Genomic DNA, 20,511 nt, shown 5'->3' with positions numbered 1-20,511 from the left:
GACGCACCGCCCGTAGGAGCCAGCTTGCTGGCGATCCCGAGCGCCATGCCCGACTGATCGCCAGCAAGCTGGCTCCTACGAAAAGCAGACCCGTAGGGTGGATATCGCGAAGCATATCCACCAAAAACGTAGCACCGACGTACCGAACCGATCCCTACAGATCACAAGGAGATACCTATGCCCCGTTTCGCCGCCAACCTGTCCATGTTGTTTACCGAGCTGGACTTTCTCGACCGCTTTGCCGCCGCAGCCGAAGCCGGCTTCAGCGGTGTCGAGTACCTGTTCCCGTACGACTATCCCGCCGAAGAGATCAAGGCTCGGCTGGATGCCAACAAGCTGACCCAGGTTCTTTTCAACCTGCCGGCCGGTGATTGGGCGGGCGGTGATCGCGGTATTGCCTGCGATCCCGAGCGCGTCGAGGACTTCCGCGTTGGTGTCGACACGGCTATTGCCTACGCAAAAGTGCTGGGCAACACCCAGATCAACTGCCTGGCCGGCATCGCGCCTCGCGGCGCCGATCTGGGCAAGCTGGAAATGACCTTTATCGAAAACCTGCGCTACGCGGCGAAGAAGCTCGAAGCAGAAGGCATCCGCCTGGTCATGGAGATGATCAATACCCGAGACATCCCGCGCTTCTTCCTCAACAACACCTCGCAGGCGTTGGAGATCCGCGACAAGGTCGGCAGCACCAACCTGTTCCTGCAGTACGACATCTACCACATGCAGATCATGGAAGGAGACCTGGCGCGCACCATCGAGAACAACCTGGCAGTGATCAACCACGTGCAGTTGGCGGACAACCCTGGCCGCAACGAGCCAGGCACCGGCGAGATCAACTACCGCTTCTTGTTCGAGCACCTGGACCGAACCGGTTACCAGGGCTGGGTCGGCTGCGAGTACAAGCCCGCCACCACCACTGCGGCCGGCCTCGGCTGGCTGAAGAGCCACAACGCGATCTAATAAATAGCCGAAAAAACGTAAGCGAGGCAGGCAAGACGAGGCGAAGGAGGCCGAAGAAGCGGACCGGGCTCGCGTGCGAGTTTAGTTTTCTAAATGAGCATTCTGACCGGGCTGACGCCCCAGGCCGAGTTCAACGAAGTATTGCCAACGCAGGTAGTTTTTCAGCAACTAGAACGAATTTGAGGAGAATTATCATGGCTAAGATTGGATTTATCGGCACCGGCATCATGGGCCTGCCCATGGCTCAGAACCTGCAGAAGGCGGGCCACAGCCTTTTCGTTTCGACTCACCACGATGCGGCGCCAGCAGCTCTGCTCGAAGCGGGCGCCGTTGGCCTGGCCAACCCGAAGGAAGTGGCCCAGGAAGCCGAGTTCATCATCGTCATGGTGCCGGACACCCCGCATGTAGAAGACGTGCTGTTCCGTGAAAACGGCATCGTCGAGGGCGTCGGCCCGAACAAGCTGGTGATCGACATGAGCTCGATCTCCCCCAGCGCCACCAAGGCGTTCGCCGAGAAGATCAACGCCACCGGCGCCCAGTACCTCGACGCGCCAGTATCGGGCGGTGAAGTCGGCGCCAAGGCCGCGACGCTGTCGATCATGGTCGGCGGCAGCGAGGAAAGTTTTGCACGCGCCCTGCCGCTGTTCCAGGCGATGGGCAAGAACATCACCCTGGTCGGTGGCAACGGCGACGGCCAGACCGCCAAGGTGGCCAACCAGATCATCGTTGCGCTGAACATTCAGGCAGTGGGCGAAGCCCTGCTGTTCGCCGCGAAGAACGGCGCCGACCCGGCCCGTGTCCGCGAAGCGCTGATGGGCGGTTTTGCCGGCTCCAAGATCCTGGAAGTGCACGGCGAACGCATGATCAAGGGCACCTTTGATCCGGGCTTCCGCATCAGCCTGCACCAGAAGGACCTTAACCTGGCCTTGGCCGGCGCCCGCGAGCTGGGCCTGAACCTGCCCAACACCGCCAACGCCCAGCAGGTCTTCAGCACCTGCGCGGCCATCGGCGGTAGCGGCTGGGACCATTCGGCGCTGATCAAGGGCCTGGAGCACATGGCCAACTTCTCGATCCGCAAGGACTAAACAGAAACCTCAGCCTTCGAGCACGTTGCGCCGAGCCAAGCGCCCCACCTTCAGGGACAGACAGACCAGGTGGTGGGAACCGCAACACTTGGCGCAGCGATGCTCAAAGGGTCGGATTGGAGTTGCATGGGGTCGGAATCACAGCGTCCCCCACAACCTCAGCCCTGCGCATCTGCGATCCGATCGCTGCCCTCGGGCGGCACCCTTTCGACCTGCTCGGCACGAGGAGTCACGGCCTGACTGCCGGGTGGGTCGATTCCAAACCTTAGGACTTGCCTTTTGTACTTGCATAACCGAGCCCTAAGGTCTGGAATCGGCCCCAGACCTAATAGAGAAGGAGCAGTACATGAGCCTCGACCCGCAAGCCCTGCTGCGCGACCTGTTCACCGCCGCCATCGATGCCGCCCATCCACGCCAGGTGCTGGCCGACCATTTGCCGGCGGACCGCGGCGGCCGTGCCATCGTCATCGGTGCAGGCAAAGCGGCAGCCGCCATGGCCGAAGCCATCGAAGCGGCTTGGGAAGGCGAGCTCTCCGGCGTGGTGGTGACGCGTTATGGTCATGGTGCCAATTGCCGCAAGATCGAGGTGGTCGAGGCCGCGCACCCGGTGCCGGACGACGCTGGCGAGCGCGTTGCCCGTCGCGTGTTGAAGATGGTCAGCAACCTGGAGGAAAGCGACCGAGTGATCTTTCTGCTTTCCGGCGGCGGTTCTTCACTCCTGGCACTGCCAGCCGAAGGCATCAGCCTTGCCGACAAGCAGGCGATCAACAAGGCGCTGCTGCGTTCCGGCGCCCACATCGGCGAAATGAACTGCGTGCGCAAGCACCTATCGGCGATCAAAGGCGGCCGCCTGGCCAAGGCCTGCTGGCCGGCGAGTGTGTACACCTATGCGATTTCTGACGTGCCGGGCGATGAGGCCACGGTGATCGCCTCCGGCCCGACCGTGGCGGACCCAACCACCTCAGCCCAGGCGCTGGCGATTCTGGCGCGCTACCACATCGAGATCCCCGAGAACGTTCGCGCGTGGCTGGAAGATCCACATTCCGAGACGGTCAAGGCAGACGACCCGTGCCTGTCGCGCAGCCACTTCCAGCTGATCGCCAAGCCGCAGCAGTCCCTCGAAGCAGCAGCTGAAAAAGCCCGCGCCGCCGGCATCACGCCGCTGATCCTAGGTGATCTGGAAGGTGAGTCACGCGAGGTGGCCAAGGTCCATGGCGGCATTGCCCGTCAGGTCGTGCTGCATGATCAGCCGATAACCCCGCCCTGCGTGATCCTGTCCGGCGGCGAGACCACCGTGACGGTGCGCGGCAACGGTCGTGGCGGCCGCAACGCCGAGTTTCTCCTGAGCCTGACGGAAAACCTTCAGGGTTTGCCGGGCGTGTATGCACTGGCCGGCGACACCGATGGCATCGACGGTTCGGAAGACAACGCCGGCGCCCTGATGACCCCGGACAGCTATGGCCGCGCCGAAGCCCTGGGCCTCAAAGCCGCCGACGAGCTGGCGGATAACAACGGCTATGGTTATTTCCAGGCGCTCGATGCGCTGCTGATGACCGGGCCGACACGGACCAACGTCAACGATTTTCGCGCCATCCTGATCCTGCCGTCGTCCCGCTAGCGGGGCACCGGCATGCACGGTCCATAACCACAACTGCCGATAGAGCCTGCCATGACACCCGACAAGAAGGTCAAGATTCTCGCCACCCTGGGCCCTGCCACGCGCAGCATCGATGATGTGCGCGAGCTCGTGGAAAACGGGGTCAATCTGTTCCGCCTCAACTTCAGCCATGGCGAGCACGCCGACCATGCCGAGCGCTTCGGCTGGATTCGCGAAGTCGAACGTCAGATGAATCAGCCGATCGCCATTCTCATGGACCTGCAGGGCCCCAAGCTGCGCGTCGGTCGTTTTGCCGAGGGTAAGGTGCAGCTCAAGCGCGGTCAGGCGCTGCGCCTCGACCTCGACCCGACGCCGGGCGACAGCAGTCGGGTCAACTTGCCGCATCCTGAGATCATCGATGCGTTGCAGCCCGGCATGAGCCTGCTGGTGGATGACGGCCGGCTGCGCCTGACGGTAACTGCCAAGCACGCCGACGCGATCGACACGCGGGTGGTGGCTGGCGGCGAGCTGTCCGATCGCAAGGGTGTAAACGTGCCCGAAGCGGTGCTGGAGCTGAGTCCCTTGACCGAAAAGGATCGTCGCGACCTGACGTTTGGTCTTGAGCTGGGCGTCGACTGGGTGGCGTTGTCCTTCGTCCAGCGTCCGCAGGATATTCACGAAGCCCGCGAGCTGATCGGCGACCGCGCCTTCCTCATGGCCAAGATCGAGAAGCCCTCAGCGGTACAGCACCTGCGAGAAATCGCGCGGCTCTGCGACGCGATCATGGTGGCACGTGGCGATCTGGGCGTCGAAGTGCCGGCCGAAAATGTCCCGCGTATCCAGCGCAACATCGTCCGCACCTGCCGCCAGCTGGGCCGGCCGGTGGTGGTCGCGACGCAGATGCTCGAATCGATGCGCTTCTCACCCGCCCCGACCCGTGCCGAAGTCACTGACGTGGCCAACGCCGTGGCCGAAGGCGCCGACGCGGTGATGCTCTCGGCGGAAACCGCATCCGGCGAGTACCCGCTGGAAGCGGTGAGCATGATGAGCAAGATCATCCGCCAGGTGGAAAGCGGCCCGGATTACCAGGCTCAGCTGGACGTCAATCGGCCAAGCGCCGAGGCCACCCTGCCCGATGCGATCAGCTGCGCCATCCGCCGTATCAGCGGCATCCTGCCGGTTGCGGTGCTGGTCAATTACACGGAATCAGGCCGCTCCAGCTTGCGCGCTTCGCGGGAGCGACCGGCCACGCCAATCCTCAGCCTGACGCCGAATCTGACGACCGCACGCAAGCTGACCGTGGCCTGGGGCGTTTATTCGGTGATCGACGCGCGCATGTACGACATGGAGCAGGTCTGCCTCAACGCGCTCGAACTGGCGCGTGCCCAGGGCATGGCGGGCACCGGCGATACCGTCGTGATCACCGCGGGCGTGCCGCTCGGCCAATCTGGCACGACCAACTCGCTACGTATCGAAACGCTCAACTAACCCGCCCAGCGAAGCTTGCGCCGGTGGAGTCGCATTCCATCGGCGCAGGCCTGCGCCCCCTTCCGACGTGCCCATGCACCTTCATCTCACTTATCTGATCCGCTCGACACTCAACGGCATCAGCCAAGTCTTTTTGCAGCGCCATCTGGGCTGCGGCCTGCTGATCCTCGTTGCGATCGGCCTGCATGATCGCGCGCTGCTGGCCGGCGCCCTGCTCGGGCTACTCAGCGGCACCTGCATGGCATGGCGACTCGGGTATCCGCGTGACGATATCGAAAGCGGCTTGTACGGCTACAACGCGGCGCTGCTGGGGCTGTTGATCACCCTGATGCTTGGTCCTGTGCCGCTGGCCTGTCTGCTGACCATCCTGTCTGGCGCTCTGGCGACTCCCGTGCAGCACCACCTGCTCAGACGTATGCGCGAGCGGCGTAGCCTGCCGGGCTTCACCCTGTCCTTCGTACTGTTGGGTTGGTTGGCGATGGGAGTCTGTGGTGTTCTGGACGGCGTCATTGAGGCGCGCGTCCCCGAACACCAACTGGGTGGATGGGGTGCGCTGGGCGGCATAGTGAAAGGGCTGGGTCAGGTGCTATTTCTTGCAGATCCGCTTGCGGGACTGTGCCTGTTTGCGGCGTTGCTGCTGGCTGATCGACGCGCTGCAGCGTGGGCGCTATGCGGCTCGGCGGTTGGCATTTACGTAGCCTTGCTGACTGGCGCCTCCGAGCCAACGGCCCTGGCCGGGCTGGCTGGCTATAACCCGGCGCTGGCAGCCTTGGCGTTGAGCCAGGTCCACCGCTCGCCACTGGTGCCAGCGCTGGGCATCGGCTTGGCGATCATCTTCCGACTGTTTTTCGATCAGCTCGGCCTGCCGCCGCTGACCATGCCCTTCATCCTCGCCTGCTGGGCAGTCACGCTGGGCAAACGCCAGCATCAGGGCCGAGGCGGGTTGCAGCCGAGCTGAACCTTAACCCTTGGTGGCGCGAGGGTCCTGGTCCCGCGGGTAGGTCCGTTCCTCTTCGATTTTGCCTTCTAGGGTGTGGATCTTCACCGAGGCGGTGCGCAACTTCATGTAGTCGCGGGTCTCGTTGATGATGTCTTCCTTGGTCGCCGCCTCGAGCAGCGCGCGCTTGTCGCCCTCCTCGCGCAATACCCAGCGATCGTCATCATGCGTGATGTGGTAGTTCTCCATGTTGCCCTCCGTCGTTCATCGATAGTCGAGGTTATAGAACGCTGCGGTTGCTGACCGTTCGATCGGTCGCTGCTGGCACCTGAATACTGGGTTCAATTTACCCCACCGGGTTCGATAAACCCAGATAATCGGGGTAAAAACAACCATCACTGCCCTATGGCCCTTGATTCCGGTCAATTTCAGCCTGGAACGATTATTGAAACAGCATGGATACCTGTCCCGGTTGCGTGGTCACCACGTCGCCTTATGAGAGACAGCCTTATCGATGACTGGAGCCTTCCATGCTTTGCGCCGAACACCGTGCCCTTATCACCGCCACCGTCCCGTTGTTGGAAAGCGGCGGCGAAGCCCTCACCGATCATTTCTACAAACTGATGCTGGCCGAATACCCAGAGGTCCGCCCGCTGTTTAACCAGGCGCATCAGGCCAGTGGTGACCAACCGCGTGCGCTGGCCAATGGTGTGCTGATGTACGCCAAACACATCGACCGCCTCGATCAGCTCGGCGGCCTCGTCTCGCAGGTGGTCAACAAGCACGTCGCCTTGCAGGTGCTGCCAGAGCACTACCCCATCGTCGGTTCGTGCCTGCTGCGAGCCATTCGCGAGGTACTTGGCGCCGATGTCGCCACGGACCCGGTCATCGAGGCCTGGGGTGCGGCCTACGAGCAGCTCGCCGATATTCTCATCGGAACTGAAGAGGCGCTCTACAACGCGACAGCCGAGGCGCCTGGTGGCTGGCGTGGAGCGCGTCGCTTCCGAATCGCGCGCAAGGTAACCGAGAGCAGCGAAATCACCTCTTTCTATCTGGAGCCGGAAGACGGCGGCCCGGTGGTTGAGCACAAGCCAGGGCAATACATCGGCTTGCGTCTGCTAATCGATGGGCAGGAGATCCGCCGTAACTATTCGCTTTCGGCCGCGAGCAACGGCCGGGACTACCGGATCAGCGTCAAACGCGAACCCGGCGGGGTGGCTTCCACCGCACTGCACAGGATGCAGCCTGGCGAGACGCTGGAGCTGTTCGCGCCCGCTGGCGACTTCACCTTGCAGCCCGGTGACAAGCCGCTGGTACTGATCAGCGGCGGCGTTGGTATCACCCCGACGTTGGCAATGCTCGAAGCCGCGATAGGCACCCGCAGGCCGATTCACTTCATCCACTGCGCACGCAACGCCGAAGCGCATGCCTTCCGCGAAACCATCGACCAGCTCGCCGAGCAGCACGGTCAGCTCAAGCGCTTCTACTGCTATGACGAACATAGCGGCGAGGAGCAGCAACCAGACGCCATCGGGCTGCTGACCGAAGCACGACTGGACGCCTGGTTGCCGGCCGAACGCGACCTGGACGCGTACTTCCTCGGGCCAAAACCCTTCATGGCAGCGGTGCGTCGGCAACTGCACGCACTCGGGGTGCCGGCTCAGCAGGCGCGGCATGAGTTCTTCGGACCGGCAAGCGCACTGGAGTAAACCCGGACGGGCCGGTCCGAGGGCTGGTCCACTCCCATCACCGACACGAGGAGTTTCCCATGTTCATGCAACCACTCGACTCGCACCGTCTGCTGACTGTCGCCAACTTGTCGATGGCACTGGGAGTGCTGCTGCTTCTGTTGGGCATCGCCGGCGCTTATGTATTTGATGACCACCTGCTGCTCGGTGCGGTGGTGGCCAGCCATGCATTGGTGATTCTGGGCCCGACCGCGCTGAAGATCGGTTACGTGATGCGTCTGCTGGCACAACGCCAACTTGCATTGGTGGCCTAGCCTGGCGAATGGGGGCATCGAAATTGCTGCATGTTAAATAATGTCACTGCCCTTTACCGCTTCGTTGTAGTTGCACTTAGCCATGAACCGTCAGGGGCAACCACTCGTCCGCAGTTCGTTAAAAAACGGAAACTACTGGCCTGCTCCTCGGCTCTGAAATATTGAAGGCTGATGAAGTTGTTCAGCCCCGCAGAAAGTCTTGTCCATTGAGGAGAGTAAGACATGGCAAACAAAAATCCTGGCAACTTTGCAAATGACCGCGAAAAAGCGTCTGAAGCAGGCAAGAAGGGCGGCCATAACAGCGGTGGCAACTTCGCCAATGATCGTGAAAAGGCCTCCGAAGCCGGCCGCAAAGGCGGACAGAATAGCCACGGCGGTGGTCGCAACAGCAACAGCTGATGCTATAGGCACCAAAGGGCAAAGGTAAAACCTTTGCCCTTTTTTGTTGCCCGCTGCTTTTTTATTCGCAACTACTCGAAGTTGAAATGGTGTTTTTTTTCACGACAATAAACCGGCACCAAAACTTCCATTTGCTTGAATCTTCATTCAGCTTCAACAAAGAAAAAGCTATCAACCGAGGAACTAGCGATATGAACACTTCTAATCATGGCACCTCGTCAACCAACCCCGGCGATGAAGCAGCGCCAGGGACGCCGGGCACCGGTGAAAATATCTGCCCTGTATGCAACGGTAATGGCCGTACCGATACAGGAGAATGTAAAAATTGCGGCGGCACCGGTAAGGTGATCGAAGGCATCGGCGGAGCCTGATCCCGCCTCCGCAACCAGGAAACAGCCCATGCGTGTCAGCGCCTTCTCCGAACGAATCATCCAGAGCCTGCTGGACACCGACTATTACAAGCTGACCATGATGCAGGCGGTGCTGCACCACTACCCAAACGCCGAAGTGGAGTGGGCTTTTCGCAGTCGATCCGAAGAAGACCTGACACCTTATCTGGGCGCCATCCGAGAACAGCTGGAAGCATTGGCGGAGCTGCGATTCGAACCGCCAGAACTGGCGTTCCTTGAACGCATTCCCTACATGCAGCCGGATTTCATCCGGTTTCTCGGGCTGTTCCGCTTTGACCCCCGCTACGTGCGGGTGGAGCTTGAAGACGGCGAGCTGGTGGTCTACCTGCGCGGCCCCTGGCTGCACGTGATCCTTTTTGAGGTGCCACTGCTGGCCATCATCAGCGAGGTCCGCAACCGTGCCCGCTATCCGCAGGTGACGCTGGAGCAGGCCACCGACCGTCTGGAAGAGAAGCTGCAGTGGCTGCGCGACGAAGCCACGCCCGCAGAACTGGCCGGTTTCAAACTGGCCGACTTCGGCACGCGTCGGCGCTTCTCGTTCGGCGTCCAGGCTGCGGTGGTCAAACGGCTGAGCGAGGCATTCCCCGGTCACTTCGTCGGCACCAGCAACGTGCATCTGGCACATACCCTGGGCCTCAAACCCATGGGCACCATGGCGCATGAATGGATCATGGCCCACCAGCAACTCGGCCCCCGACTGATCGATAGCCAGAGCGCGGCATTGGACTGCTGGGCACGTGAATATCGCGGTGCGCTGGGCATCGCCATTACCGACTGCATCACCATGGACGCCTTCACGGCGGATTTCGATCTGTATCTGGCGAAGCTGTTCGATGGCCTGCGCCATGACTCGGGCGATCCGGTCGAGTGGGCGGAAAAAGCCATCGCCCACTACCGACAGCTGGGCATCGATCCGATGACGCGGCAATTGGTGTTTTCCGACGGACTGGATTTCCCAAAGGCGCTTAGTATCTATCGCGCCTTGGTCGGGCGCAGTAACACCAGTTATGGCATCGGCACTCAGCTGACCTGTGACATACCCGGGGTCGAACCGACCAACATGGTGATCAAGATGACCAGCTGCAACGGTCAACCCGTAGCCAAGATCTCAGATTCACCGGGCAAGACCATGTGCCGGGACGAAGCCTTCGTTAGCTACCTCAAGCATGTGTTTGGGGTGAATCGCTGACCCGCTCAAGCGGCTGATAGAGGCTCTTCGGATAGCTCGCCTGGCGTCTCGAAACATAAGCGGTTGCGCCCGGACGTTTTAGCCAGGTACATCCGTTTGTCGGCCAGGTCCAACAATTCGTCCGCGCTTTCGGCAAAGTCAACGCAGCGCTCAGCCAAGCCAATACTGGCAGTGACAGGGCTGCCGTCAGGACGCGCGCCAAGACCGTCCTTGACCATGCGAGCGAGCGCCAAACGCGCCTGTTCGCGGTCGGTGTCAGGCATGATCACGACGAACTCCTCGCCCCCCCAGCGCAGCAAGCTGTCGGTGCTGCGCAAGCTGGCCAGCATCTGCTGGGTACAATCGCGCAGCACCTGGTCGCCGGCCTCATGGCCGAAGCAGTCATTGATCTGCTTGAAGTGGTCGAGATCGATGAAGGCAACGGCAAGGCCGGTGTCGTGACGTCGTGCGGTGTCCCATTGCAGTTTCAGAATCTCCTGCCCGCTGCCGCGAGAAAAGACGCCGGTGAGCGGGTCTCGAATGGCCTGGCGCACCAGCGCGATCATGAAGGCCAGCTGGCTAAGACTCGCCAGTGACGTGACCCCGGCGATCAGTATCAGCAACCAGAATCCGCCCGCGTAGGAAGGCCAGTTGAGCGTCGTCCACGACAGATAACCGGCCAGTGCGTGCGCCAGAAGCAGGACGGACGCCATGACAAGGTTCTCTAACAAGGTCAGCGGGAATATGGCCAGCCCGGCCATCAGCACGAACGGCAGGAACGCATACCCAGTGGCTACCACTGCCGAGACCTGGGTGAGCTGATAACCCCCGAGCAACGTATGCGAAGCGATATAAAACACGGTGGGAATGGCGAACAGCAGCGCAACTGCCCGATACGCATCAAACAGATTGCCGCTGGGCCGATAGAACAGCAGCAGACAGGCAAAGGCGGCGCAGGCGAGCAAGCGAAAAGTTGCCAGTCCGAGCCAAAGTGGATAGGTAAAAACCATCAGATCGATGATCCCCCACACCGGCGTCAGTACCGCGAAAAGAAACGCGAAAAGCCTGACCCGGTTGACGATCATGGTCGCGCGACGCTCGCTCATCAGCATGGAATGGCGGTGTGGAATGACCAGCTTCATGAACTCAGTGGACCTGAGCTCACTGGGCAGCAGTGTAGCCAGGCGGTTCAACAGAAGATCGATCAAGGACGGCATTTTTTATAATCACCCGACAGAACATTGGAGCGGCCATCCACGTCCTCGTGCCAGCCGCGCCGAATAGTAGCACTTAGCCATTAAAGCGCCGCATCATCCGAAGACCTTTGCTAACCCCGCTGTCAACCGAAGGGCCCGCCAAATGACAACGCCGCATAAAATCCTCATGTTTTATGCGGCTTTGATGGTTAGCGGCCTTTGCCGAGCGCTCTATAGCAATACTGTCTTAAAATTTGTAACAAACCGTTTGGCAGCTCCTTTACGCCAGTAATCCGTTCGAGCGACAGCAAATCGCCCGCTAAATGACGCTTTAGAGCGCTTATGTCTTCCTGCATTGCCGACTAGCTTGGCTAGTGTCGGAGCTACGACTTCGGCTGCCAAACAAGAACAATAAGGAGACACCCAGTGCAGAGCGCTCTTAAGCCCCTCGCCCTCGCCATTTTGCTGGCGGGCGTATCCGTTGCAGCAAATGCGGATACCAGCCCATATAGCCAATTCGTTAACTTCGGCGACTCGCTGAGCGATGCCGGCAACTTTCCAGACGTTGGTAGCCCCCTATTAGGAGGAAACCCAACAGGTGGTTTGCGCTTTACCAATCGCACTGGCCCGACCTACGCGGCGAAAAACACCGAATATGCGGGACAGGTTGTTACCCAGCTACTCGCTAATCGCCTCGGACTGCAGGCGTTGCCATCGACGCCGATCCTGCCGCGCCTTCTAACAGGCAATCCTGACGGTACCAACTACGCGGTAGGTGGTTACCGTACGGATCAGATTCTTGACTCGCTCATCGGTACCTCGACCGTCGACGCTGGCGGTGGACTATCACGCAGTCGCCCGGGATATCTGGTGGAAAACCCACGAGTCGACCCGAATGGCCTGTACTACCTCAACGGTGGTGCCAACGACATTTTCCAGCTTCAAACCAATCCTGTAACCATGGCGCAGGCTGCTGGAAATATGGTTGCGGCTGTCGGCGCACTGCAGGCGGCCGGTGCACGCTATATCGTCATCTCCGACCTGCCGGATGTGGGCAACACCCCGTTAGGTAACAGCCTGCCGGGCTTTAGCAATGTATTGAACAACCTAAGCGACGCGTTCAACGCTGAACTTGCTGCTGGACTCCAGGCGCAGGGCGGTAACTACGTCCTGTTGAACAATCGGCTGTTGCTCTCGGAAGTTCGCGCCGACCTCGCTCGCTACGGATTCGATCCGACCATCAATCAAACTTCGGTCTGCTTTGATGGAGGCAATTGCCCGCTCGACCCGACTTACGGCCTGGGTAGCGCCAACGCTGACCCGAGTCGCCTGCTATTCAACGATCAGGTGCATCCAACTACCGCAGTCCACCAAATAAGCGCCGACTATGTCTATTCGATTCTTTCCGCACCGGCAGAGGTATCACTGCTGCCCGAAATGGGCCGCTCCGCGCTGCGCAACCACTTGCAGCTACTGGGCAACGAGCTAGCTGCCCAGCACGGCAACTGGCAGTCGGTAGGTGGATGGCGAACTTTCGTCCAAGGCGGTTACAACCGGCCGGAGTACGATGGCTTCGGTGGCGGCGATGGCGACAGTCCGACTCTGGCAATCGGCATGACCAACCGTGTCAGCGAACACTGGCTGGCGGGCCTCAGCCTAGGCCTGGCGCAAAACTCCCTGAGCCTTGGTGAAGGAGACTCGGACTTTGACATGCGCAGCTATTTAGCGACTGCCTTCGCCAGCTATCAACAGGACCGTTTTTTTGCCGACCTCAATGCCAGCGCTGGGTATCTCGATTACGACTCACTGGACCGGAACTTCTCTTTGGGTATAGCGGAGCGCTCTGAGAAGGGTAGTACGGAAGGTGTGGTCTGGGGCGTTTCGGCCAAGACCGGCTTCAACCTGATGCAAATGGGTGATCCGCTACAGTTCGGCCCGTTCATCGGTGCCAGCTATCAGAAAATCGACGTGGACGGTTATAGCGAACAGGGCGCCAGCTCGACCGCTTTGACCTATGAAGATCAGGAGCTCGATTCACTTCGTTTGGCGGTTGGCATGTTTGGCAATTACGCATTGACGGAGCGCACTCGACTGTTTGGCGAGGTTGCACGCGAGGTCGAGCGAGAGGATGAGAAGCGCGAGGATCTGCGCATGTCATTGAATAGCGTAACAACTAATAGCTTCGAGCTACCGGGTGCGACCCCGACTGGCGACCAAACCCGCTTCAGTATCGGTATCGCTCATCAGCTGACGGCCGGGGTCAGCATTCGCGCTAATTACAACTACCAGGGCAATGACAACCGCAACCAGGGAGTTGGTTTATCTCTGGCGCTGGACCTGTAAACCGCTACTCCTCGTTTGGCTGACTCGCCCGGCCGCTGCGCATATACGCAGCGGCTTTTTTCTTAAACGGCAACTAGCGCTGGTCAATCTGCTGCTGCAAGTTGGCGATCTGTCCCTGCAACGTGTTGATGCTGCGGGTCATCTGGGCCCGGAATGCGTCGAACTCGGACGTCACTACGCCTGGCGTAGCCGCAGGTCGGTTATCCACTTCACTGCGCAAGACAAGTACATCCTGCTCCAAGCGACTGATCGCCTGACTGGCGTCGCCCCGTTGTTTCAACGCTGCGATGTCCTTGCTCAGTCCGTCGATTCGAGCAGACATCTTGTCTAGCTCGCCCACCGTGCCCTTTAGCCCCGCCATCGATGAGGTCAGCGCCGCCTGCTCACCGGCGACCTTTTTCACGGACTCGGCAAGCGCGGCCGTAGCAGACTGATGGCCACGTACGTCAGTAGCGATTCGCTCGATCTGGCTGCCCTGCTCGTCCAGGCGCTTATCCTGATTGCCCTGTTTACCGGTCAGGCTTTGCTGCTGGGTGGTGATGGCGCGCTTTTGTTCGGCCAGGTCCAATGCCTGCTTTTCCAGCTGCTTGATGCGCAGTTTAAGCGCCTCGCCTTCTGTAGTGACGCTGGATTCCGTTGCCACAATCTTGCCGGAAATGTCCTGCAGACGACCGCTCGCGTCTTCGCTGATGCGCGCGAAACTTTCCTGAGTTGCAACCAACTGAGCCTCGAGCCTCGATACCTGCTGCATGCCCCACCAACCCAACGCTATCAGCAAGCCGAACAACACCAGGACCAGGAACCACAACGGTGCGGTGCTGACGGTACGGCGCTTCTGGCGAGGGCGCGCATCGTCGGGTGCGCTGCTGGCAGACTGGCCGATCGGCTCGAGCTCAGGCGCAGGATACGGATCTCGATCGCGGCCTGCGGTCAGGCTGGGTATGTTGTCCAGTTCGTCGTGAGCATCGTTGCGCATGGGATACCTTTAATGGCGCGAAGCGAAAGACAGCGCGCAGTATAACGATTCAGCACAGGCACTTCAGCGCGAACACCACCCATAAACTGCACCCGGAACAGGCGCCCCGCACCGCGGTGTATCAAGACCGTGCAAACCGACATAACGGGCAAGCAATCAGCTCGTCACTGCGCCATGTTGGGAAGACAGCATCCAAGCGGCAAGGTTAACCGCGGTGGGCTTCATCCAGCATTGCACATCGAAAGAAGTCAGCCCGAACAGGAACTGGTACGCCTGTTGCTTTGGGTTTTGATGCCAGCGGATAGCGCTTTCCGACACGGATGTCGGGCCAAGAACGTCGAATGGTCGCTAGATTGGAGGATGTTTCATTATGGAGTTCAACAAGGCCGTATTGGATTGCATGCAGCACCTACGCCGCCGGCTGCGCGATGAACAACAGCTGGATATTCGCCTTAGCCAACCGGACGCGATCCAGGCCATGCTGACCGCCTGCCTCTGTTCTGGCGACGAGATGACACGGGACCTGGGCAAACAGCTGGCCACGTATAGCGACATGCCAGCTCCCGACCGAACGCCATCACCAACAGCGAGCCGCAGCGGGCCCTCGGTGCGCATCTACCGCGGCCAGCGAGTTCTGAACTGAACCGGCTCAATAGATCAACCACTGCCTAACCGAGCGCGACAGCTGCCGCGTAAGCTCGGCGAGCAACTCACCGCCGTTGCGCCAATGATGCCAGTACAACGGCACATCGATCGGATCACCCGGATACACATCCACCAGCGCTCCGCTGGCCAGCTCCGCGCCCACCTGCAGTTCAGGCACTAACCCCCAACCCAGATCGCTCTGCAGCAGGCGAACAAACCCTTCTGACGAGGGGCACAAGTGATGGCTGAAAGCCCCCTTCAGGCCCAACGCAGCGAGATAGCGATGCTGCAGCTGGTCGTCAGGACCGAAGACAATTGCCGGCGCCTTCAGCAAAGCCTCCGCTGGCGCGCCCGGCTTAAGGTGGCGGGCGACATAGGCAGGACTGGCAAGAGCGCGGTAGCGCATGGCCCCGAGAAATTCGCTTCGCGCACCGGCCAAGGGCCGTTCGACTGCACACACGCACGCTGCCACCTCCCCGGCGCGCATGCGCTTGAGCCCAACATCCTGATCCTCCAGCACATGATCGAGCACCACGCCATGCCGTGTGCAGAACGGTGCAATCGCACCTGGCCACCAGGTAGCCAGGCTGTCGGAGTTCAGCGCAATACGCAGCCGCTCCGGTAGCCGACTCTCGTCCAGCTCCGGCACCTGCCCTTGAAGATCCCGCTCAAGCAGTCGCACCTGTTGCACGTGGTTGAGCAAACGCCGGCCAACCTCGGTGGGCTGCGGTGGCGAAGCGCGCAACAACACCGGCTGCCCCAAACGCGCTTCGAGCAACTTGATGCGCTGCGACACGGCCGATTGCGACAGCCCCAACGACTGCGCAGCGCGATCGAAGCCGGCCTGCTCAACCACCGCCGCCAAAGCGACCAGCAGCTTGTAATCGAACATTCGATTTCCTTATGGGGCATTACCTAATTTCGTTTTTCTTATAATGCAACAGCCCTGACACTGCGAGCACCTTTCAACAAACACAGGCAGCGCATCATGTGGCAGAGCTACTTCAACGGACTATTGGTCACCGCCGGCCTGATCGTTGCTATCGGCGCGCAAAACGCGTTCGTGCTGGCGCAGAGCTTGCGCCGCGAGCACCATCTGCCCGTAGCCGCACTCTGCATTCTCTGCGACATTCTGTTGGTCAGTGTCGGCGTCTTTGGCCTCGCCGCCGTGCTGGCGGAAAACCCTTTGCTGCTGAAAATCACCCGATGGGGTGGCGTGCTGTTCTTGCTGCTCTATGGCGTCATTGCGTTGCGCCGCGCAGCGCGCCCGAAAGCCCTGCTGGAAGACACCCAACGCGGTCCGCGCTCGCTGCGGAGCGTATTGCTCGCCGCGCTGGCCGTCACCCTGCTGAACCCGCACGTGTATCTCGATACGGTATTACTGATTGGCTCACTCGGGGCGCAGCAACCCGAGCCAGGGGCCTATACGCTAGGCGCCGCAAGCGCGTCGACGCTATGGTTCCTGATCCTTGCCCTGGGCGGAGCCTGGCTTGCACCGTGGCTAGCACGACCGCTGACCTGGCGACTAATCGACCTGGGTGTCGCGACCATGATGTTCGCGGTGGCCGCGCAGCTTGTTGTCCTCGCCTAAGGAACGCCCCCGTCAATCGGAGGTCCACGCAGAGGGCCTCGGTATCCTCGCACCTTTTGCCAGATCTCGATTAAGAGGCTCTGGCTCCGGCTTCTCCACACAGTTGATGCGTGGTTTTGCCACAGGCTGAGTGCTATGATCCTTGGTCCGCGGGCATGGAGTGGAACGCTTCAGCCCGCCATTGCGGCCGCCCGTGATCGGCCGAAGAATGCGCACCTATGTAGCGAGCGAAGGGAAAGACAGGCGTAAACGGACGAACATCAGTGCAGTAGTTTTCTCCGTTCCGCGAGGCGCTGGCCACCAGCGCAGACTGCCTCCTTCCGAGCCGCATCTATTCTCGACACCTGAGCAGGAGATACACCATGGCTTTCGAATTGCCGCCGCTTCCGTTTGAAAAGAACGCCCTCGAGCCGCACATTTCCGCCGAAACTTTCGAGTATCACCATGGCAAGCATCACCAGGCCTACGTGACCAACCTAAACAATCTGGTTCCGGGCACCGAGTTCGAAGGCAAGGACCTGGAAACCATCATCAAGACCTCTTCCGGTGGCATCTTCAACAATGCCGCTCAGGTCTGGAACCACACCTTCTTCTGGAACTGCATGGCTCCGAACGCCGGCGGCCAGCCGACCGGTGCCCTGGCTGATGCCATCAACGCTGCGTTCGGCTCCTTCGACAAGTTCAAGGAAGAGTTCACCAAGACCGCTATCGGCACCTTTGGCTCCGGCTGGGCCTGGCTGGTGAAGAAGTCTGACGGTAGCGTCGGCCTGGCCAGCACCATTGGTGCCGGTAACCCGATGACCGCTGGCGACAAGCCACTGCTGACCTGCGACGTCTGGGAACATGCCTACTACATCGACTACCGCAACGCCCGCCCGAAATTCGTGGAAGCGTTCTGGAACGTGGTCAACTGGGACTTCGTCGCGAAGAACTTCGCCTGAGTCCCGTCTGCTTGATGGGGCGCCTGTCGCCTCATCATCCAGGCACCAAAAATGCCCGCATTGTGCGGGCATTTTTTATTCAAACGAAACAGAAGCAGCGGAACAGTGACAGCTTCGACAAGAAGCCCGTCTGCCGAAGGACCGCTGCTCACCTCGGAGACGCGCTCTAGAAGGCGGTTAGACCAATTGGACAGCCGCCCCACTGCACCTGGACAGTTAAAGGATGAGACACGCGTGCGGCAGTTGCCGCCACCCGCTTGAGTTGGCAGCCAACTCGGCTGATCGAATCACGCCTTCGGCAAGGTCACGCCACGCTGCCCCTGATACTTACCGCCGCGATCACGGTAAGAGGTCTCGCACTCTTCATCCGATTCCAAGAACAGCATCTGCGCCACGCCTTCGTTGGCGTAGATCTTCGCTGGCAGGGTGGTGGTGTTGGAGAACTCCAGGGTCACGTGCCCTTCCCACTCTGGCTCCAGCGGCGTCACGTTGACGATGATGCCGCAGCGCGCATAGGTGCTCTTGCCCAGGCAGATGGTCAGCACGTTGCGTGGAATGCGGAAGTACTCGACCGTGCGCGCCAGTGCAAAAGAATTGGGAGGGATGATGCAAACGTCGCTCTTGATGTCGACGAAGCTCTTCTCGTCGAAATTCTTCGGATCGACGATTGCCGAATTGATGTTGGTGAAAATCTTGAATTCATCGGCGCAGCGCACGTCGTAGCCATAGCTGGACACGCCGTAAGAGATCAAGCGCTCGCTGCCCTCGCCGCGCATCTGGCGTTCGACATAGGGCTCGATCATGCCGTGCTCCTGGGCCATCCGACGAATCCATTTATCCGATTTGATGCTCATGGCGGGCGTCCTGACTGGGCTGGTGGGCGTTCATATAAGGGTGTGCATCTTACCGACCCCACGGAGCCGGTTCAAAGCCCACGAACCGGGTCCATGCGTCGCATCTCTGACGCTTTGGCCGGAAACTGAAAATAATGCTCGCATTGCGACAGAAATGGAGTATCTTTCATTGGCTGCTGCTGCATGTGTCACCGTGAATCGCTACATGTTTAGATTTCGATCCGATCATTGCTACGACTCCTAACTCCTTGCACACAGTCACCGTTCGGGGTATTTGCCCGTTCAAATTATCTCTACACCTTGTTCAAGGAGACATTTCAAATGTCCAATCGCCAAACCGGTACCGTTAAGTGGTTCAACGATGAGAAAGGCTTCGGCTTCATCACTCCGCAATCCGGTGACGACCTTTTCGTACACTTCCGCGCCATCCAAGGCGACGGTTTCAAGAGCCTGAAAGAAGGCCAGCAAGTTTCCTTCGTCGCTACTCGCGGCCAGAAGGGCATGCAAGCTGAGGAAGTTCAGGTTATCTAACCTGAAGCTTCTTTGCTGAAAAAGCCCCGCTTCGGCGGGGCTTTTTTATGCCTGCGATTTACTGATGACCGATCAGCCACGGGCAGCGCGAAGCGCCACCCGCATTGAAATTAGTCGTCGGTTACGACGATGTTCGGCATCGACTGCGCAATGATCTGCCCGCTCAGCGAAATCCGTGCGCCCACACTGCGCGCCATTTGCTGATAGATCATCGCGATCTGGCTTTCAGGATCGGCAATGGTGGTCGGCTTGCCGGCATCGGCCTGGCTGCGAATTGCCATCGACAGCGGTAGCGAGGCCAGCAGCTCCACGTTGTACTGCTCTGCCAGCTTCTCACCACCGCCTTCGCCAAACAGATGCTCGGCATGACCGCAGTTCGAGCAGATATGGATGGCCATGTTCTCCACCACACCCAGCACCGGAATGTTCACCTTGCGGAACATCTCAACGCCTTTCTTGGCATCCAGCAGCGCCAGATCCTGCGGCGTGGTCACGATGACCGCCCCAACCACAGGCACCTTTTGCGCCAGGGTCAGTTGGATATCGCCTGTGCCCGGCGGCATGTCCACGATCAGATAGTCCAGATCCTTCCAGGCCGTCTGAGTGATCAGCTGCAGCAAAGCGCCGGAAACCATCGGGCCGCGCCAGACCATCGGTGTCTTGTCATCGGCCAGGAAAGCCATCGACATAATCTGTACGCCATGCGCTTCCAGCGGGATAAAGGCCTTGTTATCACGGATTTCCGGACGAGTGCCTTCGGGAATGCCGAACATAATGCCCTGGCTCGGGCCATAGATATCCGCGTCCAGCACACCCACCCGTGCGCCTTCGCGAGCCAGCGCCAGTGCCAGATTGGCGGCCGTGGTGGATTTCCCCACGCCGCCCTTGCCGGAAGCGACGGCGATGATGTTCTTTACATTGGCCATCGACTCGAGCTGGTCCTGCGCCTTGTGCGAGCGGATCACGCACTCGACCTGCACGTCCGCTCGAGTGACGCCTTGCAACTGCTCAATGGCCATCGCCAACATCTGTGCCCAGCCGCTGCGAAACAGTCCGGCGGCGTAGCCGAGTTCAATCTGCACGCTGACGCGATCGTCCTGAACATCAATGGAACGCACGCAACCGGCAGTGACCGGGTCCTGGTTCAGGTTAGGGTCGGTGTACTGACGCAGTACGGCTTCCACAGCTTCGCGTGTGACGGTCATGACTACTCCCAAGAAAACCTAGTAAAACAGACGGGCATCTTACCCCGTGGTGCCGTATGGGCTCATCAACCGCGTCAACATGGCGCGGCACTCGGCATCTGACCGGCACCAGCCGCGCCAGTGCGGGTGAAAAAAAAACGTCGCACCTTTATAGTGACCAGCTCACTTCGCAACCCCGACTGC

The 20,511-nt window shown here is 60.2% G+C and carries 20 protein-coding genes and 1 pseudogene; 15 read left to right on the top strand and 6 right to left on the bottom strand.

Going from position 1 to position 20,511, the window contains the following annotated elements; genetic code table 11:
• Positions 1–177: 177 nt before the first annotated feature.
• From hyi to ACQKEK_RS01300, 5 genes are all read left to right on the top strand, one after another.
• Positions 178–960: a hydroxypyruvate isomerase gene (hyi, locus tag ACQKEK_RS01320; protein ID WP_499140814.1), complete on the top strand. Its 783-nt coding sequence runs from the start codon at positions 178–180 to the stop codon at positions 958–960.
• Between the two features lie 194 nt (positions 961–1,154).
• Positions 1,155–2,045, top strand: a complete 891-nt coding sequence (locus ACQKEK_RS01315; RefSeq protein WP_128119546.1) for a 2-hydroxy-3-oxopropionate reductase — start codon at positions 1,155–1,157, stop codon at positions 2,043–2,045.
• Positions 2,046–2,391: 346 nt separating this feature from the next.
• A complete protein-coding gene (locus tag ACQKEK_RS01310) occupies positions 2,392–3,663 on the top strand; it encodes a glycerate kinase type-2 family protein (RefSeq protein WP_499140813.1) in 1,272 nt (423 codons plus the stop codon).
• A 51-nt stretch (positions 3,664–3,714) separates the two neighbouring features.
• The gene (gene pyk, locus ACQKEK_RS01305) at positions 3,715–5,130 is read left to right on the top strand and encodes a pyruvate kinase (protein ID WP_200598850.1); all 1,416 of its coding nucleotides are present in this window, start codon (positions 3,715–3,717) and stop codon (positions 5,128–5,130) included.
• A gap of 73 nt (positions 5,131–5,203) precedes the next feature.
• Entirely contained in the window at positions 5,204–6,088 is an 885-nt protein-coding gene (locus tag ACQKEK_RS01300) for an urea transporter (RefSeq protein ID WP_499140812.1), read from the top strand.
• A gap of 3 nt (positions 6,089–6,091) precedes the next feature.
• Here the strand turns inward: ACQKEK_RS01300 and ACQKEK_RS01295 are convergent, their stop codons facing one another.
• Positions 6,092–6,316: a DUF2188 domain-containing protein gene (locus ACQKEK_RS01295; protein WP_128119550.1), complete on the bottom strand. Its 225-nt coding sequence runs from the start codon at positions 6,314–6,316 to the stop codon at positions 6,092–6,094.
• Positions 6,317–6,597: 281 nt separating this feature from the next.
• On the opposite strand from ACQKEK_RS01295, the gene hmpA reads away from it, so the two are divergent.
• From hmpA to pncB, 5 genes and pseudogenes are all read left to right on the top strand, one after another.
• Positions 6,598–7,776: an NO-inducible flavohemoprotein gene (gene hmpA / locus ACQKEK_RS01290; protein ID WP_499140811.1), complete on the top strand. Its 1,179-nt coding sequence runs from the start codon at positions 6,598–6,600 to the stop codon at positions 7,774–7,776.
• 59 nt (positions 7,777–7,835) lie between these two features.
• On the top strand, positions 7,836–8,069 hold the full coding sequence (locus ACQKEK_RS01285; protein WP_045429252.1) for a hypothetical protein: 234 nt from the start codon (positions 7,836–7,838) through the stop codon (positions 8,067–8,069).
• Between the two features lie 240 nt (positions 8,070–8,309).
• Positions 8,310–8,468, top strand: a pseudogene (locus tag ACQKEK_RS01280) (con-10 family general stress protein); the annotation flags it as partial.
• Positions 8,469–8,554: 86 nt separating this feature from the next.
• Complete coding sequence (locus ACQKEK_RS01275; RefSeq protein ID WP_499140810.1) at positions 8,555–8,839, top strand: hypothetical protein; 285 nt, start codon at positions 8,555–8,557, stop codon at positions 8,837–8,839.
• Between the two features lie 28 nt (positions 8,840–8,867).
• Positions 8,868–10,067 (top strand): nicotinate phosphoribosyltransferase, encoded by a 1,200-nt coding sequence (gene pncB / locus ACQKEK_RS01270; RefSeq protein ID WP_499140809.1) that lies wholly within the window; start codon positions 8,868–8,870, stop codon positions 10,065–10,067.
• Between the two features lie 5 nt (positions 10,068–10,072).
• On the opposite strand, the gene ACQKEK_RS01265 is transcribed toward pncB, so the two are convergent.
• Complete coding sequence (locus ACQKEK_RS01265) at positions 10,073–11,263, bottom strand: GGDEF domain-containing protein (RefSeq protein WP_499140808.1); 1,191 nt, start codon at positions 11,261–11,263, stop codon at positions 10,073–10,075.
• 405 nt (positions 11,264–11,668) lie between these two features.
• On the opposite strand from ACQKEK_RS01265, the gene ACQKEK_RS01260 reads away from it, so the two are divergent.
• A complete protein-coding gene (locus ACQKEK_RS01260; protein WP_499140807.1) occupies positions 11,669–13,585 on the top strand; it encodes an autotransporter domain-containing protein in 1,917 nt (638 codons plus the stop codon).
• Positions 13,586–13,658: 73 nt separating this feature from the next.
• Here the strand turns inward: ACQKEK_RS01260 and ACQKEK_RS01255 are convergent, their stop codons facing one another.
• Positions 13,659–14,561 (bottom strand): ATPase, encoded by a 903-nt coding sequence (locus ACQKEK_RS01255; protein ID WP_499140806.1) that lies wholly within the window; start codon positions 14,559–14,561, stop codon positions 13,659–13,661.
• A 370-nt stretch (positions 14,562–14,931) separates the two neighbouring features.
• Here ACQKEK_RS01255 and ACQKEK_RS01250 point away from each other — a divergent pair, with 370 nt between their 5' ends.
• Positions 14,932–15,204 (top strand): hypothetical protein, encoded by a 273-nt coding sequence (locus tag ACQKEK_RS01250; RefSeq protein ID WP_499140805.1) that lies wholly within the window; start codon positions 14,932–14,934, stop codon positions 15,202–15,204.
• A gap of 6 nt (positions 15,205–15,210) precedes the next feature.
• Here ACQKEK_RS01250 and ACQKEK_RS01245 read toward each other — a convergent pair whose 3' ends face one another.
• Entirely contained in the window at positions 15,211–16,098 is an 888-nt protein-coding gene (locus ACQKEK_RS01245) for a LysR family transcriptional regulator ArgP (protein ID WP_064481796.1), read from the bottom strand.
• Positions 16,099–16,194: 96 nt separating this feature from the next.
• On the opposite strand from ACQKEK_RS01245, the gene ACQKEK_RS01240 reads away from it, so the two are divergent.
• Both ACQKEK_RS01240 and ACQKEK_RS01235 read left to right on the top strand, forming a co-directional pair.
• On the top strand, positions 16,195–16,797 hold the full coding sequence (locus ACQKEK_RS01240) for a LysE/ArgO family amino acid transporter (protein ID WP_128119558.1): 603 nt from the start codon (positions 16,195–16,197) through the stop codon (positions 16,795–16,797).
• A 362-nt stretch (positions 16,798–17,159) separates the two neighbouring features.
• Positions 17,160–17,738 carry a superoxide dismutase gene (locus ACQKEK_RS01235; protein ID WP_045429270.1) on the top strand — a complete coding sequence of 193 codons (579 nt, stop codon included), beginning with the start codon at positions 17,160–17,162 and terminating at the stop codon, positions 17,736–17,738.
• Positions 17,739–18,025: 287 nt separating this feature from the next.
• Here ACQKEK_RS01235 and dcd read toward each other — a convergent pair whose 3' ends face one another.
• Entirely contained in the window at positions 18,026–18,592 is a 567-nt protein-coding gene (dcd, locus tag ACQKEK_RS01230; protein ID WP_045161043.1) for a dCTP deaminase, read from the bottom strand.
• Positions 18,593–18,913: 321 nt separating this feature from the next.
• Between dcd and ACQKEK_RS01225 the strand changes: the two genes are divergently transcribed.
• Positions 18,914–19,123 (top strand): cold-shock protein, encoded by a 210-nt coding sequence (locus ACQKEK_RS01225; RefSeq protein ID WP_003282211.1) that lies wholly within the window; start codon positions 18,914–18,916, stop codon positions 19,121–19,123.
• 110 nt (positions 19,124–19,233) lie between these two features.
• Here the strand turns inward: ACQKEK_RS01225 and apbC are convergent, their stop codons facing one another.
• Positions 19,234–20,328: an iron-sulfur cluster carrier protein ApbC gene (apbC, locus tag ACQKEK_RS01220; protein WP_499140804.1), complete on the bottom strand. Its 1,095-nt coding sequence runs from the start codon at positions 20,326–20,328 to the stop codon at positions 19,234–19,236.
• Positions 20,329–20,511: the final 183 nt, after the last annotated feature.

Origin of the sequence: Pseudomonas sp. NPDC077408 (assembly GCF_050269105.1) — a bacterium.
Classification (GTDB): Bacteria; Pseudomonadota; Gammaproteobacteria; order Pseudomonadales; family Pseudomonadaceae; genus Stutzerimonas.
The sequence above is the reverse complement of the archived record's forward strand: the minus strand, read 5'-3'. Positions and strand labels throughout refer to the sequence as shown.